Below are 13,874 nucleotides of genomic sequence, written 5' to 3'. Positions count from 1 at the left end.
GGACGTGACCAGCTTCCACACCCACCGGGCCCTCGTGCACGACGCCCGGCTCCCCGTCCGGCGGCGGCACGCGGCGCTGCGCACGTGCGTCACCTGCTTCGCGCCGTACGGGTTCAGGGCGACGTACCACCACCTCACGCTGAGCGCCCGGATCCCGCGACGACTGGAGGCGGATCCGGACGCGCTCGTCCGCGCGGTCGAGGAACTGCACGAGGCGCGGACGCTATGGCTCGCGCGCGCGGCGGAGTTCGCGGCGCAGCGCCGGGCGCAGAAGCGGGCCGGGCGCAGGTCCGTGCCGGCTCCGCGGCCGTGGTGGCTGCGGAGGTACGACAGCGTCGGGAACGAGGCCTGGTACGACGACCCGTTCCGCCATCCGGCGCTGCGGCTGCCCGACTACGTCCGCCGGCAGAACGCGCTGCTGGACGGTGCCGAGCTGCCCGGGTGCCCGGCCTGCGGGGACGAGGGGGCCGCGGTGGCGGTCCCGACCGGGCACGGCACGGCCGAGGTGTGCCCGGCGTGCGCGCTGGTGCTCCGGCCGTGCGGTGCGTGCGGGCAGCGGCACCGGGAGCTCCTGCCGTCCGCGCCGCGCGCCTGGCGCGGGATCTGGCGGCGCTCGCACATGACCGACGAGGGCACGCCCAGCCCGCACTGGCCTCGGCGGGCCTGAACCGCCACGGGCCCGAATCGCGGCGGGCCTGGCGTGCGACGGGCTCAGGCCCGGTGGGCCGGGACGGAGACGAGCACGGCGCCGGTGCCCTGGACACGCACCTCGAAGTGGTCGATCTGGCCCGGCTGGAGCGCGGTGCCCCCACCGGTGTGCAGCGTGTCCCCGCTGTCCGGCTCGCCGTAGCCGTCCGCCGGAACGTTCCAGGTGGTGACCGTCTGGCGCTCCCCACCGTGCGAGACCGCGACCAGGGTGCACGTCAACGGGCCCTGGACATTGGACAGTTGGAGACTCACCCGGCTGCCCCAGGTGACGCCGTCCACTCCGACGACGGCCTGGGCACCGGTCTGCGGGTCGGTCGCGGAGAACTGCTGCGCGACGGCGACCACCGCGGGCGTGGCGCTGCCGCTGACCACCGCAGCCGTGACCACCGGGCCCGCGGCCACCATCGCACTCGCGGCCAGCGCCAGCACCAGCCGCCGCACCCGGCCCCGCCGCCGGCCGGCCGAGACCTCGGCGACCAGCCGGTCCAGGAGGGCGGGGTCGGGGCCCGGGGCCGGCCCGGCCGGATCGAGGCCGAGCGCCGCGGCCGAGGCAGCGTAGTCGGCCAGCACGGGCTCGACCGGGCCGAGCTCCGCGACCTGCGCCGCGCACTGCGGGCACCCGGCCAGGTGCTCCTCGAACGCGGCGCGCTCGGCGGGCTCCAGCAGGCCGAGGACGTACGCGCCGGCGTCGACGTGGTCGGCTCCGCCGGGGGCGGGGTCGGGGCGGTCGGTCACGATGTCACTCCCCGTTCCTCCAGTGCGAGCCTGAGCGAGCGCAGTGCGTAGAACACCCGCGACCGGACGGTCCCGGCCGGGATGCCGAGTTCGGCGGCCGCCTCCTTGGCGGTGCGGCCCTTGAGATAGGTCTCGACGATGATCTCCCGGTGGGCGGGCGAGAGGTCGCCGAGGGCGTCCGCGATGGTCATCATCCGCAGGGCCCGGTCGAGTTCGTCGTCGGCGGGCATCAGCTCCAGCGGCGCGGCGTCCACCTCGCGGGGCCGGGCGAGCGCGCTGCGGTGGTCGTCGATGACGATCCGCCGCGCGACCGTGACCAGCCAGGGGCGCAGCGAGCGGGCCGCCGGGTCGAGCCTGTGGATGTTGCGCCAGGCCCGGACGAGCGTCTCCTGCACGACGTCCTCGGCGCGCTGGCGGTCGCCGGCGACCAGGTGGAGCACGAAGCCGTAGAGCGGACCGGCGTGCTCGCGGTACAGGGCGCGCATCAGCTCCTCGTCCGACGCCCCCGGCCCGCGTGCGGCGGCCTCACCGCGGGGGTGCTCCTCGGTCACCACTTCATCGTTGCGCACCCCTGCCTCCCGAGCGAGTCACGTCGTCACGGGTCAGTAGCCGCTGCTCGGCGCGGTGGGCTTCGGGGTCGCCGGGGCGCTCGGCATCGGGGTGGTGCCGGTCGCGACGCCCGCCTTGTCGCCGGTCGGGGTCAGCGCGTGCCAGATGCCGCCGAAGCCCTGGCCCATCGTGTCACCGGGCTTGGTGTCCGGTGCGTACCGGTAGACCGGCCAGCCGTTGACGGTGACCTGCTTGGTGCCGTCGTCGCGGGTGAAGGAGCCGACGAGCTTGCTGTCGATGCCCTTGACGGTGACGTTTCCGGTGGACTGCTCGGGCGGCCAGAGCGAGGAGCAGCCGGTGTTGCAGTACGAGTCCGGCGGGCTGCTCTCGTCCTTGTCGAAGCGGTAGAGCGTGAAGCCGGAGCCGTCGGTGATGATCGTCCCGAGCTTGGGGTCCGTCGCGGTCTGCAGGGTCGTGCCGCCGGCGGCCGGGGGCTGGCTCGGGGCCGGTGTGCCCGGGGCCGGGGTGCTCGGCGCGGCCGGCGCGCTCGGGGTGCTCGGGGTGCTGGGCTTGGCGCTCGAACCGGAGCCGGAGGACCCGCAGCCGGCCACGAGGGCGGTCACGGCGAGGCCGGAGGCGGCGAGCAGCGCGGCCCGCCGCGTGCGGGGGTTGCTGCGCATGGTGGGCTCCCGTGGTCGGGGGCGGAGTGGACACCCTTCTGTACGGACGGTGGCGGCGCGCTGCTCACCGGGGCGCCGCACCGGGGGAGGACGGTGGAAGAGAACGGTGGAAGTGGGCGGTGGAATAGGCCGTGCCGGCGTGCCGTTGTGGCGTGCACAGGTCCGAACCGCCTCCTCCGGAAGGGAAGGAATCGCGAGATGAGCAACACGGTCGAGCTGACCAAGGAGAACTTCGACGACATCGTCCCCGGCCCCGAGGGCAAGGACTTCGTCTTCATCGACTTCTGGGCCGGGTGGTGCGGGCCGTGCCGCCAGTTCGCCCCGGTGTACGAGATGGCCGCCGAGCGCCACCAGGACCTCGTGTTCGCCAAGGTGGACACCGAGGCCCAGCAGGAGCTGGCGTCCGCGTTCGGGATCCAGTCGATCCCGACGCTGGCGATCATCCGCGAGGGCGTGCTCGTCTTCTCGCAGGCCGGCGCAATGCCGGAGGCGGTGTTCGAGGACCTGATCGGCCAGGCCAGGAAGCTGGACATGGCCGAGGTGAAGCGCAAGGTCGCCGAGGAGCAGGCGGCGCAGGGCACGGCGTGACCTGCTGATCAACTCCCGGGCGGGCCCGGGGAGTCGTCCTCCCCGGGCCCGCTCCACGCTGCCAGCCGGGCCGCCAGCGCCCGCACTTCGTCGCGCAGCGCGTCCGGCGTGCGGACGGTGAACGGGCGGCCGAGGCCCGCGAGCAGCACGGCGACGCCGTCCAGGTTCTGCGCCCGGGCGCGCAGCAGCACGCGCCCCTCGGCCAGCTCGGTGACCGTCCCGACGGCGCGCGGCAGGCGCTTGCGCGCCTCTTCGAGCGTCATCCCGAGCTCCACCTCCACCCGGTGCGTCCACGGCACCCCCGCCAGCGACTCGACGACGCGCTGCACCGGGTCGACGTCGGCCGGCGGCTCGAACCCGGTCCCGCGCGGCTCGGCCCGGACGATCCGGTCCAGGCGGAACGTCCGCTCCTCGCCGCTGCGGTGGTCGAGCCCGGTGGTGTACCAGCGGCCCGAGTGGAAGACCAGGCCGTACGGGTCGAACTCCCGCTCGCTGGGCCGGTCCTCGCGGTCCCGGTAGACGAGCAGCACCCGACGCCGGCAGCGGGCCGCGTCGGCCAGCGTGAACAGTGCGGCGGCCGCCGGACCCGGCCCGGCGGCGGGCGCGGCGGTCAGGCCGAGGGTCTGCTCGACGGTGTCGATCCGCTCGCGCAGGGCGGGCGGCAGCACCCGCCGGATCTTCGCGAGCGCCGTCCCGGCGGCCCGCTCCCCCACCGTCAGGCCCGTGCTGCGCCCGGCCAGGAGGCCCAGCACGACGGAGGCGGCCTCGTCGGCGGTGAGCATGAGGGGAGGGAGGCGGTAGCCGGGCAGCAGGCGGTAGCCGCCGTAGCGGCCGCGGTCGGCGCGCACGGGAATGCCGAGGTCGGCCAGGCGGGCGGTGTAGCGGCGGACGGTGCGCTCGTCGACGTCCAGGCGGGCGGCGAGTTCGGCGGCGGTAAGGCCCGGGTGGTCCTGGAGCAGTTCCAGCAGGGCCAGGGCCTGTCGTCAGACTCCCGTCGTCCGCCCGTAGGGCGGGCCGGGCGGCGTTGGGGTGCGTGCATCGCAAGGCGGAGGAGGGAGGCGATGCGGTGGGGGCACCTCCCGGCCGCCAGGCTGGGGGACATCGGGCGACCGACGACAACGCGGCGAGGCGCGTGCCCCGGCGTCGCCCGGCAGGCGGGAGTCTGACGACAGGCCCTTGGTACGCGACTGACCGGGTGGTCCATCGGTTCCCCCGTTCTTATCCGGGCGGGTTCTGTCCGGATTCGATCCTAGAGTCGTCGGCGCCGGGGGCAGGCCCCCGGGTTCCCGCCGACGCGAAGGAGCGATCCACCATGAGCACGTTCGTACTGGTCCCCGGTTTCTGGCTCGGTGCCTGGGCGTGGGACGAGGTCGCGGCGCCGCTGCGCGCGGCCGGGCACGCGGTGTACGCGGTGAGCCTGCCCGGGCTCGCCGAACGCGCCGGAGAGGAGGGCGACTTCGGACTGGAGGACCACATCGCCGACCTGGCCGGCCTGCTGGTTCGGGAGGACCTGCACGACGTGGTGCTGGTCGCGCACAGCGGCGCCTGCGCCCCGGTCGGCGGGATCGCCGACCGGATGCCGGAACGCGTGCGCCGGGTGGTCTACCTGGACAGCGGGCCGATGGTCGACGGCAGTTCGGTGTACGACCTGTGGCAGCCCGACTACCGCGCCTGGGCCGACGCCTCGGTGGTCGACGGCCGGCTGCCGATGCCGTCCTGGGGCGCCATCGCCGAGCACGGCGCGAGCACGGAGGGCCTGGACGAGGCGATGCTCGCCCGGATCGGCGCGCGGACCACCCCGCACCCCGTCGGCGCCTACCTGGACCGGCTCCGGCTCACCGGCGCCGGGGCCGCGCTGCCGCAGGCGCTGGTGGCCTGCTCGTTCCCGCTCGCCCAGGTGCGCGCGATGATCGAGGCGGGCCACCCGTGGTTCGCGGGGCTGGACGGGCCGAACTGGGAGCTGCGCGAACTGCCCACCGGGCACTGGCCGATGTTCTCCCGGCCGGCCGACACGGCCACGGTGCTGGCGGAACTCGCGGCGCTCTGAGCGACGCTCCGAGCCGCCCCCGGCGCCGCGCGTCCACCTGCTGAACGTCTGCTCGATCGCCCGCCGTCCGCGTGTTCGCCTGCGCGGACGGCGGGCGTCGGCGCAGGATGGGCACGGCGCCGGGCACGCGGTCCGGCGCCGGTCCGGCAGGGAGACCGGACCCGAACGGAGAGCGAGCACCGCCCATGAGCGAACAGCCCGCCGGCACCACCACCGAGCCGGAGTTCAAGCGGGTCACCACCACCGTCGTCACCGGGAGCGCCACCGACGCGCCGTACCACGTCGACGTCAAGGCCGGCACCCACCCGCTGACCGCCGACGAGCCGGCGCGGCGCGGCGGCTCGGACAGCGGCCCGGAACCGTTCGCCCTCCTCCTCGCCTCGCTCGGCTCGTGCACGGCGATCACCCTGCGGATGTACGCCGAACGCAAGGAGTGGCCGCTGGATGCGGTCCGAGTCAGGCTCGGGTACGAGACGAACGGAGCGCGCGGGCGGATCACCCGCAGGGTCGCGCTCTCCGGGGCGCTCGACGAAGCGCAGCGCGCCCGGCTGCTCGACATCTGCGAGCGCACGCCCGTCACGCTGGCCCTGGGGTCCGGGGTGACCATCGACACGACGGAGGACCGCGCATGACCACCACGCCCGAGGAGTTCGACGTCATCGTCCTGGGCGCCGGGCCGACCGGCGAGAACGTGGCCGACCGGACGGTCGCGGCCGGACTGCGCACGGTGATCGTCGAGGCCGAACTGGTCGGCGGCGAGTGCTCGTACTGGGCCTGCATGCCGAGCAAGGCACTGCTGCGCCCGGCGGCGGCGCTCGCCGACGCCCGCGCGGTGGCAGGCTCGCGCGAGGCCGTCGGCGAGGGGCGGCTCGACGCGGCCGCGGTGCTGGCCCGGCGGGACTCCTTCACCTCGCACTGGCGGGACGACGGCCAGGTGAAGTGGCTGCGCGACACCGGCATCGAGCTGGTGCGCGGCCACGGCCGGCTGGCCGGCGCACGGACCGTGACGGTCGAGGCGGAGGACGGCGGCGAGCGGGTGCTGACCGCCCGGCACGCCGTCGCCGTGTGCACCGGCAGCCGCCCGGTGCTGCCGGCCGGGGTGCCGGGGCTGGCGGAGGCCCGGGCGTGGACCAACCGGGAGGCCACCGGGGCCCCCGCCGTCCCCGGGCGGCTCGCGGTGGTCGGCGGCGGGGTGGTCGGCGTGGAGATGGCGACGGCGTGGCGGGCGCTGGGTGCGGAGGTCGTCCTGCTGGTGCGCGGCGGCGGGCTGCTGCCGCGGATGGAGCCGTTCGCGGGCGAGCTCGTCGGCGACGGCCTGCGCGAGGCCGGGGTGGACGTCCGGTTCGGGGTGGAGGTCACCGCGCTGGAACGGGCGGACGACTCCGGACCGGTCGTGCTGACGCTCTCGGACCGCGAGCGGCTGAGCGTCGACGAGGTGCTGTACGCGACCGGGCGGGCCCCGCGGACCGCGGACATCGGCCTGGAGCAGGTCGGGCTGAAGCCGGGCGACTGGCTGGAGGTGGACGACAGCTGCACGGTGCTCGGTGTGCCCGGCGAGTGGCTCTACGCCGCCGGGGACGTCAACCACCGGGCGCTGCTCACCCACCAGGGCAAGTACCAGGCGCGGATCACCGGCGCGGCCATCGCGGCCCGGGCCCAGGGGCGCGAGCTGGACACCGCGCGCTGGGGCGCGCACGCCGCGTCGGCCGACAGCGCCGGCGCGCCGCAGGTCGTCTTCACGCAACCGGAAGTCGCCGCCGTCGGCCTGACCCTGGCGGCGGCCGAGCGGGCCGGGCTGCGGGTCAAGGCCGTCGACCACGACCTCGGCGCCGTGGCCGGGGCCTCGCTGTACGGAGACGACTACCGCGGCCGGGCCCGGGTGGTGTTCGACCTGGATCGTCAGGTGCTGGTCGGCGCCTGCCTGGTCGGCCCCGCGGTCGCCGAACTGCTGCACTCGGCGACCGTCGCGGTGGTCGGCGAGGTGCCGATCGACCGGCTCTGGCACGCCGTGCCCGCGTACCCGACGATCAGCGAGGTGTGGCTGCGGCTCCTGGAGGGCTGCCGGGGCTGAGCGCCTGATCCCGTCCTCCGTCCGCCGTCCCCCGAGGTCACCGGCTCGGCGCTGCTCGGCGCTGCTCGGCGCGGCGAGATGTGACCTCGGGTGGACGGCGGGAGACTGGCAGTCGGGGGACGTCCCGGGGGGCGGTTTCTCGTGACCAGGTGGTGTGTTGGCATGACCGAGGTGCTGTTGGCCGTCGGAACCGAGAAGGGCCTCTTTCTCGGCCGCAGCCGCGACCGGCTGAGCTGGGAGTTCAGCGGGCCGCACTTCCCGATGAACGCGATCTACTCCGTCTCCGTGGACCGCCGCGAGGGCCGCGCCCGGCTGCTGGTGGGCGCCGACAGCAGCCACTGGGGCCCGTCGGTGTGGCGCTCCGACGACCTCGGCACCAGCTGGAAGGAGCCCGCCGAGCCCGCGATCCGCTTCCCCGAGGGCACCGGCGCCTCGCTCACCAGGGTCTGGCAGCTCCAGCCCGCCGGGCCCGAGGCGCCCGGCGTCGTGTACGCGGGCACCGAACCGGCCGCGCTGTTCCGCTCCGAGGACGGGGGCGAGACCTTCGCCCTCGTCCGGGCCCTGTGGGACCACCCGCAGCGCTCCCAGTGGGGCGCCGGCTACGGCGGCCAGGGCCTGCACACCATCCTCACCGACCCGCGCGACCCGCAGCGGCTCCTGGTCGCCGTCTCCAGCGGCGGCGTCTACCGCAGCAAGGACGGCGGCGAGAGCTGGGAGCCGTCCAACACCGGTCTGCGCGCAGAGTTCTTCCCCGAGGAGAGCCAGTACCCGGAGTTCGGCCAGTGCGTCCACAAGATCGCCCCGGACCCGGTCCACCCCGACCGCCTCTACCTGCAGAACCACGGCGGCGTGTACCGCAGCGACGACTGGGGCGCGAGCTGGCGGACGATCGTCGACGGGCTGCCCGCCGAATTCGGCTTCGCGATCGCCGCGCACCCGCGCCGCGGCGACACCGCCTACCTGTTCCCGCTCGGCGGCTCCGGCGACCGCATCCCGCCCGGCCGCCGCTGCCGGGTCTTCCGCACCGAGGACGCCGGCGACAGCTGGCAGCCGCTCGCCGACGGCCTGCCCGGCGAGGACCACTACGGCATCGTGCTGCGCGACGCCCTGCGCACCGACGACGCCGACCCGGCCGGCATCTACTTCGGCAACCGCACCGGTGACGTGTACGCCAGCCACGACGAGGGCGACAGCTGGACGCTGCTCAAGTCCCACCTGCCCGACGTGCTGTGCGTGCGCGCGGCCGTGATCTCCTGACGCAGGGCCGCCGTCGGCCCGGAACACCGGCACGCGGCCGGCACGCGGCCGGAACGGGGCCGGCACGCGGCCGGCACGCGGCCGGAACGGGGCCGGTACGAGGCCGGTACGAGGCCGGTACGAGGCCGACAGAGGGCCTGCACGAAGCCTGTATTCGGAACAAACCGTTGCCCCCGGTCGTCCGGGCTGGTCAGTATGGCCGGAACACGAACGATCTCGACGATGGGGCAGGCGTGGCGGAGACGGACTGGGTGATCGGGCGGACCTCCGACGGGGTGCCGGTGGTGCGGTACCGGCGGGGCGAGCGGGAGGGCCTGCCGTGGGCCGACCTGCTCGAAGTCCTCGACGGATCCGGCGGGGTGGACCCGGTGGAGTTCGTGCGCGACACCATGCCGGGGTGGGCGGTCTCCGGATCCGCCGAGTTCGGCCGGGAGTTGCTGGCGCGCGGCGCCACGCCGCTGCGGCACGCCCACTCGCTGCGGCGCGACCTGGTGGCCGACCCGCCGCCCGCCGACTGGACGGACGCGCCACTGCGGGACGGCCTGCGGGCGGCGCCCTGCGACCGCGCGCCCGAGGAGCTGTTCGACGCGTGGCGGGCCGCGTTCGCCCCCGGACACGTGGACCGGTTCGCGGGCGACGACCGCCGGGCGCTGGCCGAACGGCTCGCCCCGCTGCTCGCCGGCACGGCCATCGGGCCCGTGCTGCCCGCCAGCCTGCTCGCCGTGGACGCGGACGACTGGGTGGTGGGCGGCGTCGTGCTCACCGACCGGGCCGGTGTGCCGTGGGTCGGCGAGGTCTTCCGCCACCCCGGGCGCGGCTACCCCGGGCTCGGCACCGACCTGCTGCGCCGGGCCGTCGCGGACTGCGCCCGCCGCGGGCTCGCCGAGGTGCAGCTGACCGTGACCGAGGGCAACCCGGCCCGCCGGGTGTACGAGCGGCTCGGCTTCGCCCTGGTGCACACGGCCCTGACCGTGATCGTGCCGGGCGGCGCCCCGGCGGCCGGCTGACCGCCACCGGCAGCCGCCGTGCCCCCGGCGACCCGTCACCGGGCCAGCTCCAGCACCACGATCCCGGCCAGCACGGTGACGCTGGCCGTCAGCCGCAGCCGGCCCAGGCGCTCGCGGAACACCGTCGTGGCGATCAGCGCGGCGATCACGATGCTCGTCTCCCGCAGCGCCGCGATCGTCGCGAGGTCCCCCCGGGACTGCGCCCACACCACCAGCCCGTAGGCCGTCAGCGAGAGCACGCCGCCCACGATGCCGAGCGGCGCCACCCGGCCGACCCCGACCAGCAGCGAGCGGCCGCGCCGCAGCCACACGACCAGCACGAGCGCCGGCCCCTGGAGCAGGAACAGCCAGGCCACGTAGCCGCCGACGGTGCCGGCGTGCCGGACCCCGCTGCCGTCCAGCACCGTGTAGAGCGCGATCATCACCCCGGTGCCCGCCGCGGCCCCCAGCGCGGGCAGCTGCGCCCGCCCCGGCACCCCCTTGGCGAAGGCCAGCCCGATCAGGCCGCAGGAGATCACCGCGACTCCCGACAGCTCGCCCGCGCCCGGGTGCCGGCCCAGCACCGCCACGGATATCAGCGCCACCAGCAGCGGCGCCGATCCGCGCGCGACCGGGTACATCTGCCCGAAGTCCCCCAGCTGGTAGGCCCGCAGGAGCAGCACCGTCGACACCGTCTGGACCACCGTCGAGGCCAGCAGGTAGGGCCAACTGGCGGCGGCCGGCAGCGGGTTGAGCAGCACCAGGACGACGGCGCACGCGGTGTACGTCAGGTTGATCAGCGCGAAGCCGACCAGCTTGTCCGGGATCCGGTGCGCGAGACCGTTCCAGACGGCGTGCAGCAGTGCCGCGGCGAGCACGACGACGGGCACGGCCGACGCGGATTCCGGCATGGCGGGACTCCCCTCCGACGAAGCATCAGGCTTGGAACGGAATTCCACGGTACACTGGATCCATGGAAGAGCGTTCCGAATTTTCTCCGCTGGAGTCCCAGCTGGCCGCACTGGTCCGCACCCGGCTCGGCGACCTGCGCGGCACCGAGGCACGCGTCGCCCGGGTCGTCCTCGACCGCGGCGCCGACCTCGTGCACCTCAGCGTGAGCGACGTCGCCGAGCTGGCCGGCACCGCGCCGTCCTCGGTGGTGCGGGCGTGCCAGCGGCTCGGCTTCCGCGGATTCCAGGAGCTGAAGATCGCCGCCGCCCGGCAGGCCCCGCGCCCGGCCCCCGCCCCGGCCGACCGGCGGGACCCGGCCGCCCGCGCGCTCGCCGACGCCCTGGGCGCGGCCCGGGAGGCCCTGGACGGCGTGGCCGCCACCGTCACCCCGGCCGACCTGCGGGCCGCCGCCGAGCTGCTGGACGGCGCCGACCGGGTGCTCCTGGCCGGCTCCGGGATCTCCGGCGCCATCGCGCTCGACCTCGCCTACCGGCTGCGCGCGCTCGGCCTGGCGGTCGACGCCCCGGCCGATTCGCTCACCGCCCAGATCGCCGCGGCCCAGCTCACGCCCACCGGCGTCTGCCTGGTCGTCAGCCACGGCGGCGCCACGCCCGTCGTCGTCGAGGCGGCCCGCCGCGCCCGCGAGGCCGGCGCCGCCGTGCTGGCCCTGACCAGCTACGCCCGCTCCCCGCTCACCGAAACCGCCACCCACATCCTCCTCGCGGGCGGGCAGGACCTGGTGTTCGGGCTGGAGATGACCGCCAGCCGGATCGCCCACCTGGCCGTCGTCGACGCCCTCACCGCGGCCCTGCTCGCGGTGCGCGGCCCGCGCGCCGAGCGGGCGCTGGAGCTGTCGGCCGACGTCATGGGGCGCCAGCTGTACTGAGCGTCCGGCCACGCGCACCCGGGGGTCTGGAAATCCGGCCGCCACCCGGGCACGGTGAGCGGGTGGCCGGCCCCGGCCCCTTGCCCCGGTTCCGAGAGGACGGCAGAGCGCGTGGACGTGAACGCCAAGGCGCAGTTCGGCGACTACCAGAACGAGATCTACTTCGACGGCCTCTTCGGCGTCCTCCCCGCCCTGCCCCTGTCCCCCTCCGACCTGGAGGAGCGCGGGCAGGCCGCGCTGGCGCCCTCGGTGCGCTCCTACGTCGCGGGCGGCGCCGGCGACGAGACCACGCAGCGGGCGAACACCGCCGCGTTCGAGCGCTACGGGCTCGTCCCCCGCATGATGGTCGGCGCCGCCCGGCGGGACCTCACGGTGGACCTGTTCGGCCTCACCCTGCCGTCGCCGCTGCTGCTGGCCCCGGTCGGGGTGATAGGCCTGTGCGCCCAGGACGGCCACGGCGACCTCGCCACCGCCCGCGCCGCCGCCCGCACCGGTGTGCCGATGATCGCCTCCACGCTGTCCGTCGACCCGATGGAGGACGTCGCCGCCGGGTTCGGCGACACCCCGGGCTTCTTCCAGCTCTACACCCCGACCGACCGCGCGCTCGCCGAGAGCCTCGTGCACCGGGCCGAGGCCGCCGGGTTCAAGGCCATCGTCGTCACCCTCGACACCTGGATCACCGGCTGGCGCCCCCGCGACCTCGCGACGGGCAACTTCCCGCAGCTGCGCGGCCACTGCCTCGCCAACTACACCTCCGACCCGGTCTTCCGCGCCCGGCTGGCGAATCCGCCCGAGGCCGATCCGCGGGCCGCCGTCCTGGAGTGGACGCAGGGCTTCGGCAACCCGCTGACCTGGGACGACCTTCCCTGGCTGCGCTCGATCACCGAGCTGCCGATCGTGCTCAAGGGCATCTGCCACCCCGAGGACGTCCGCCGCGCGAAGGACGGCGGCGCGGACGCGGTCTACTGCTCCAACCACGGCGGCCGGCAGGCCAACGGCGGACTGCCGGCGCTCGCCGCGCTGCCCGGCGTCGTCGAGGCCGCCGACGGGCTGCCGGTGCTGTTCGACTCCGGCGTCCGGACCGGCGCCGACGTGGTCAAGGCGCTCGCGCTGGGCGCCACCGCGGTCGCCGTCGGCCGCCCGTACGCCTACGGGCTCGCGCTCGGCGGCACGGACGGCATCGTGCACGTGCTGCGCTCGATCCTCGCCGAGGCCGACCTGATCATGGCGGTGGACGGCTACCCCACGATCGCCGACCTGCGGGCAGAGGGGGCGCTGCGGCCGCTGTGAGGCCCGGCCGCGGCGGGCGCGGGGCCGGTCAGGTGGGGTGCGCCGGTCAGGTGGGGTGCCGGCCCTCCACCCGGACCCCCCGGACCACCACCATCGTCAGGCTCGCGGTGACCAGCGCCTCGGCCCAGAAGAAGGCCGAGTAGTCCAGCAGCGAGCCGATCGGCGGACCGCCCGGCGCCGCGTTGCGCATGCCGACGAGGGCGAACAGCGTCGCCGCCATCCAGCCCAGGGCGGGCCAGACCAGCCCGCGCCGCTGCCGCACGATCAGGAAGGCGGCGACCAGCGCGGACAGGCCCAGCGCCCACATCGCGATGATCATGAACCAGGCCAGGATGAAGGTGCTGCGCGAGCGGCTGATCCGCTCGGTGACCTCCACGGCGCCGTCCTCGCTCTCCTGGCCGCTCCGGCGCAGGGCGAAGAACGGGTCCGCCTCCTGGACGTTCAGCACGACGGGCACCTGACGACCGCCGACGGTCGCCCGGAAGCCGATCGGCGCGCGGTAGCTGTCGAAGGGGTAGTCCGAGAGCCGCCCGTCGGTCAGGTTGAACGCCACCGTGCTGAAGCTGATCTGCTGGTTCGCCGGGTACTTCAGCGCGGCCTGCTCCAGGGAGGTCGTCTCGACGACCACGTCCTGCGCGGGCACGAGCGGGCCGTTCGGCGCCGCCAGGCCGCCGTGCGGCTGGACGAGGACCTTGGCGGCCAGCGTCAGGGCGGTCGCGTCGACGCGCTGCAGGACGACGTCCAGCTCCAGGAAGTCCTGCGTGGTAGCGCTGCCGACGGCCTGCGGCTGCTCACGGCTCGACCGCTCGTCGAAGTAGAGGCCGATCCCGGCCGCCACCAGCGCCGCGATCAGCGCCACGACGACGACCGGCCGCCACGGCCGCACCCGCGGGGTCCGGGCCGGCGGCTCGACGGCGGCCCGGGACCGGGCGTGGATCCGCACCCGGGGCCGGCCCGGTCGCCGCGGACGGCCCGGAAGGCGCGGCGACGCGTTCATCGGCCTCCTCGCGGGGCGGTCGAGTGGCGCGGGGGCGGACGCCCCCGTCCCGCCACCGTCGGCGCCGGGCGTCACGGCCCGCAAGCGGAATTCACCCTACCGGGGCGGGCGGATCTCCCCCCGATCACG

Annotated in this window: 15 protein-coding genes; 9 read left to right on the top strand and 6 right to left on the bottom strand. The window is 75.6% G+C overall.

Going from position 1 to position 13,874, the window contains the following annotated elements; translation table 11 throughout:
- Positions 1–4: 4 nt before the first annotated feature.
- Positions 5–667 (top strand): hypothetical protein, encoded by a 663-nt coding sequence (locus ACFVSN_RS22585; protein WP_387593111.1) that lies wholly within the window; start codon positions 5–7, stop codon positions 665–667.
- A 44-nt stretch (positions 668–711) separates the two neighbouring features.
- Here ACFVSN_RS22585 and ACFVSN_RS22580 read toward each other — a convergent pair whose 3' ends face one another.
- The 3 genes from ACFVSN_RS22580 to ACFVSN_RS22570 are packed head-to-tail and all read right to left on the bottom strand — an operon-like array spanning position 712 to position 2,672.
- Complete coding sequence (locus tag ACFVSN_RS22580; RefSeq protein ID WP_387956451.1) at positions 712–1,443, bottom strand: anti-sigma factor family protein; 732 nt, start codon at positions 1,441–1,443, stop codon at positions 712–714.
- Entirely contained in the window at positions 1,440–2,012 is a 573-nt protein-coding gene (locus ACFVSN_RS22575) for a sigma-70 family RNA polymerase sigma factor (RefSeq protein WP_380437389.1), read from the bottom strand. The genes ACFVSN_RS22580 and ACFVSN_RS22575 overlap by 4 nt, the downstream gene beginning before the upstream one ends.
- A 33-nt stretch (positions 2,013–2,045) precedes the next feature.
- Positions 2,046–2,672 carry a hypothetical protein gene (locus ACFVSN_RS22570; RefSeq protein WP_380503663.1) on the bottom strand — a complete coding sequence of 209 codons (627 nt, stop codon included), beginning with the start codon at positions 2,670–2,672 and terminating at the stop codon, positions 2,046–2,048.
- Positions 2,673–2,870: 198 nt separating this feature from the next.
- On the opposite strand from ACFVSN_RS22570, the gene ACFVSN_RS22565 reads away from it, so the two are divergent.
- A complete protein-coding gene (locus ACFVSN_RS22565; protein ID WP_387593117.1) occupies positions 2,871–3,260 on the top strand; it encodes a thioredoxin family protein in 390 nt (129 codons plus the stop codon).
- An 8-nt stretch (positions 3,261–3,268) separates the two neighbouring features.
- On the opposite strand, the gene ACFVSN_RS22560 is transcribed toward ACFVSN_RS22565, so the two are convergent.
- Complete coding sequence (locus ACFVSN_RS22560; RefSeq protein WP_387956469.1) at positions 3,269–4,219, bottom strand: helix-turn-helix transcriptional regulator; 951 nt, start codon at positions 4,217–4,219, stop codon at positions 3,269–3,271.
- Positions 4,220–4,572: 353 nt separating this feature from the next.
- On the opposite strand from ACFVSN_RS22560, the gene ACFVSN_RS22555 reads away from it, so the two are divergent.
- The 5 genes from ACFVSN_RS22555 (at position 4,573) to ACFVSN_RS22535 (ending at position 9,642) form a co-directional block, all read left to right on the top strand.
- Positions 4,573–5,307, top strand: a complete 735-nt coding sequence (locus ACFVSN_RS22555) for an alpha/beta fold hydrolase (RefSeq protein WP_387956450.1) — start codon at positions 4,573–4,575, stop codon at positions 5,305–5,307.
- Between the two features lie 185 nt (positions 5,308–5,492).
- Entirely contained in the window at positions 5,493–5,939 is a 447-nt protein-coding gene (locus ACFVSN_RS22550) for an OsmC family protein (RefSeq protein ID WP_387593122.1), read from the top strand.
- Positions 5,936–7,378 carry a dihydrolipoyl dehydrogenase family protein gene (locus ACFVSN_RS22545; protein ID WP_387593125.1) on the top strand — a complete coding sequence of 481 codons (1,443 nt, stop codon included), beginning with the start codon at positions 5,936–5,938 and terminating at the stop codon, positions 7,376–7,378. The genes ACFVSN_RS22550 and ACFVSN_RS22545 overlap by 4 nt, the downstream gene beginning before the upstream one ends.
- 162 nt (positions 7,379–7,540) lie before the next feature.
- Positions 7,541–8,635: a WD40/YVTN/BNR-like repeat-containing protein gene (locus ACFVSN_RS22540; RefSeq protein ID WP_387593128.1), complete on the top strand. Its 1,095-nt coding sequence runs from the start codon at positions 7,541–7,543 to the stop codon at positions 8,633–8,635.
- A 233-nt stretch (positions 8,636–8,868) separates the two neighbouring features.
- On the top strand, positions 8,869–9,642 hold the full coding sequence (locus tag ACFVSN_RS22535; RefSeq protein ID WP_387593131.1) for a GNAT family N-acetyltransferase: 774 nt from the start codon (positions 8,869–8,871) through the stop codon (positions 9,640–9,642).
- Positions 9,643–9,677: 35 nt separating this feature from the next.
- Here the strand turns inward: ACFVSN_RS22535 and ACFVSN_RS22530 are convergent, their stop codons facing one another.
- Positions 9,678–10,532, bottom strand: coding sequence for an EamA family transporter (locus tag ACFVSN_RS22530; RefSeq protein WP_387593134.1), 855 nt, complete (start codon positions 10,530–10,532; stop codon positions 9,678–9,680).
- A 62-nt stretch (positions 10,533–10,594) separates the two neighbouring features.
- On the opposite strand from ACFVSN_RS22530, the gene ACFVSN_RS22525 reads away from it, so the two are divergent.
- Both ACFVSN_RS22525 and ACFVSN_RS22520 read left to right on the top strand, forming a co-directional pair.
- Positions 10,595–11,458 carry a MurR/RpiR family transcriptional regulator gene (locus ACFVSN_RS22525; RefSeq protein ID WP_387593137.1) on the top strand — a complete coding sequence of 288 codons (864 nt, stop codon included), beginning with the start codon at positions 10,595–10,597 and terminating at the stop codon, positions 11,456–11,458.
- Positions 11,459–11,569: 111 nt separating this feature from the next.
- Positions 11,570–12,748, top strand: coding sequence for an alpha-hydroxy-acid oxidizing protein (locus ACFVSN_RS22520; protein ID WP_387593140.1), 1,179 nt, complete (start codon positions 11,570–11,572; stop codon positions 12,746–12,748).
- A 46-nt stretch (positions 12,749–12,794) separates the two neighbouring features.
- Here ACFVSN_RS22520 and ACFVSN_RS22515 read toward each other — a convergent pair whose 3' ends face one another.
- Positions 12,795–13,745, bottom strand: coding sequence for a DUF4436 family protein (locus tag ACFVSN_RS22515; protein WP_387593143.1), 951 nt, complete (start codon positions 13,743–13,745; stop codon positions 12,795–12,797).
- Positions 13,746–13,874 lie beyond the last annotated feature (129 nt).

Source organism: Kitasatospora sp. NPDC057904 (genome assembly GCF_042887925.1).
In the GTDB taxonomy this organism is placed as follows: Bacteria; Actinomycetota; Actinomycetes; order Streptomycetales; family Streptomycetaceae; genus Kitasatospora.
Note: the sequence above shows the minus strand (reverse complement) of the source record. Positions and strands in the feature narration are given on the sequence as shown.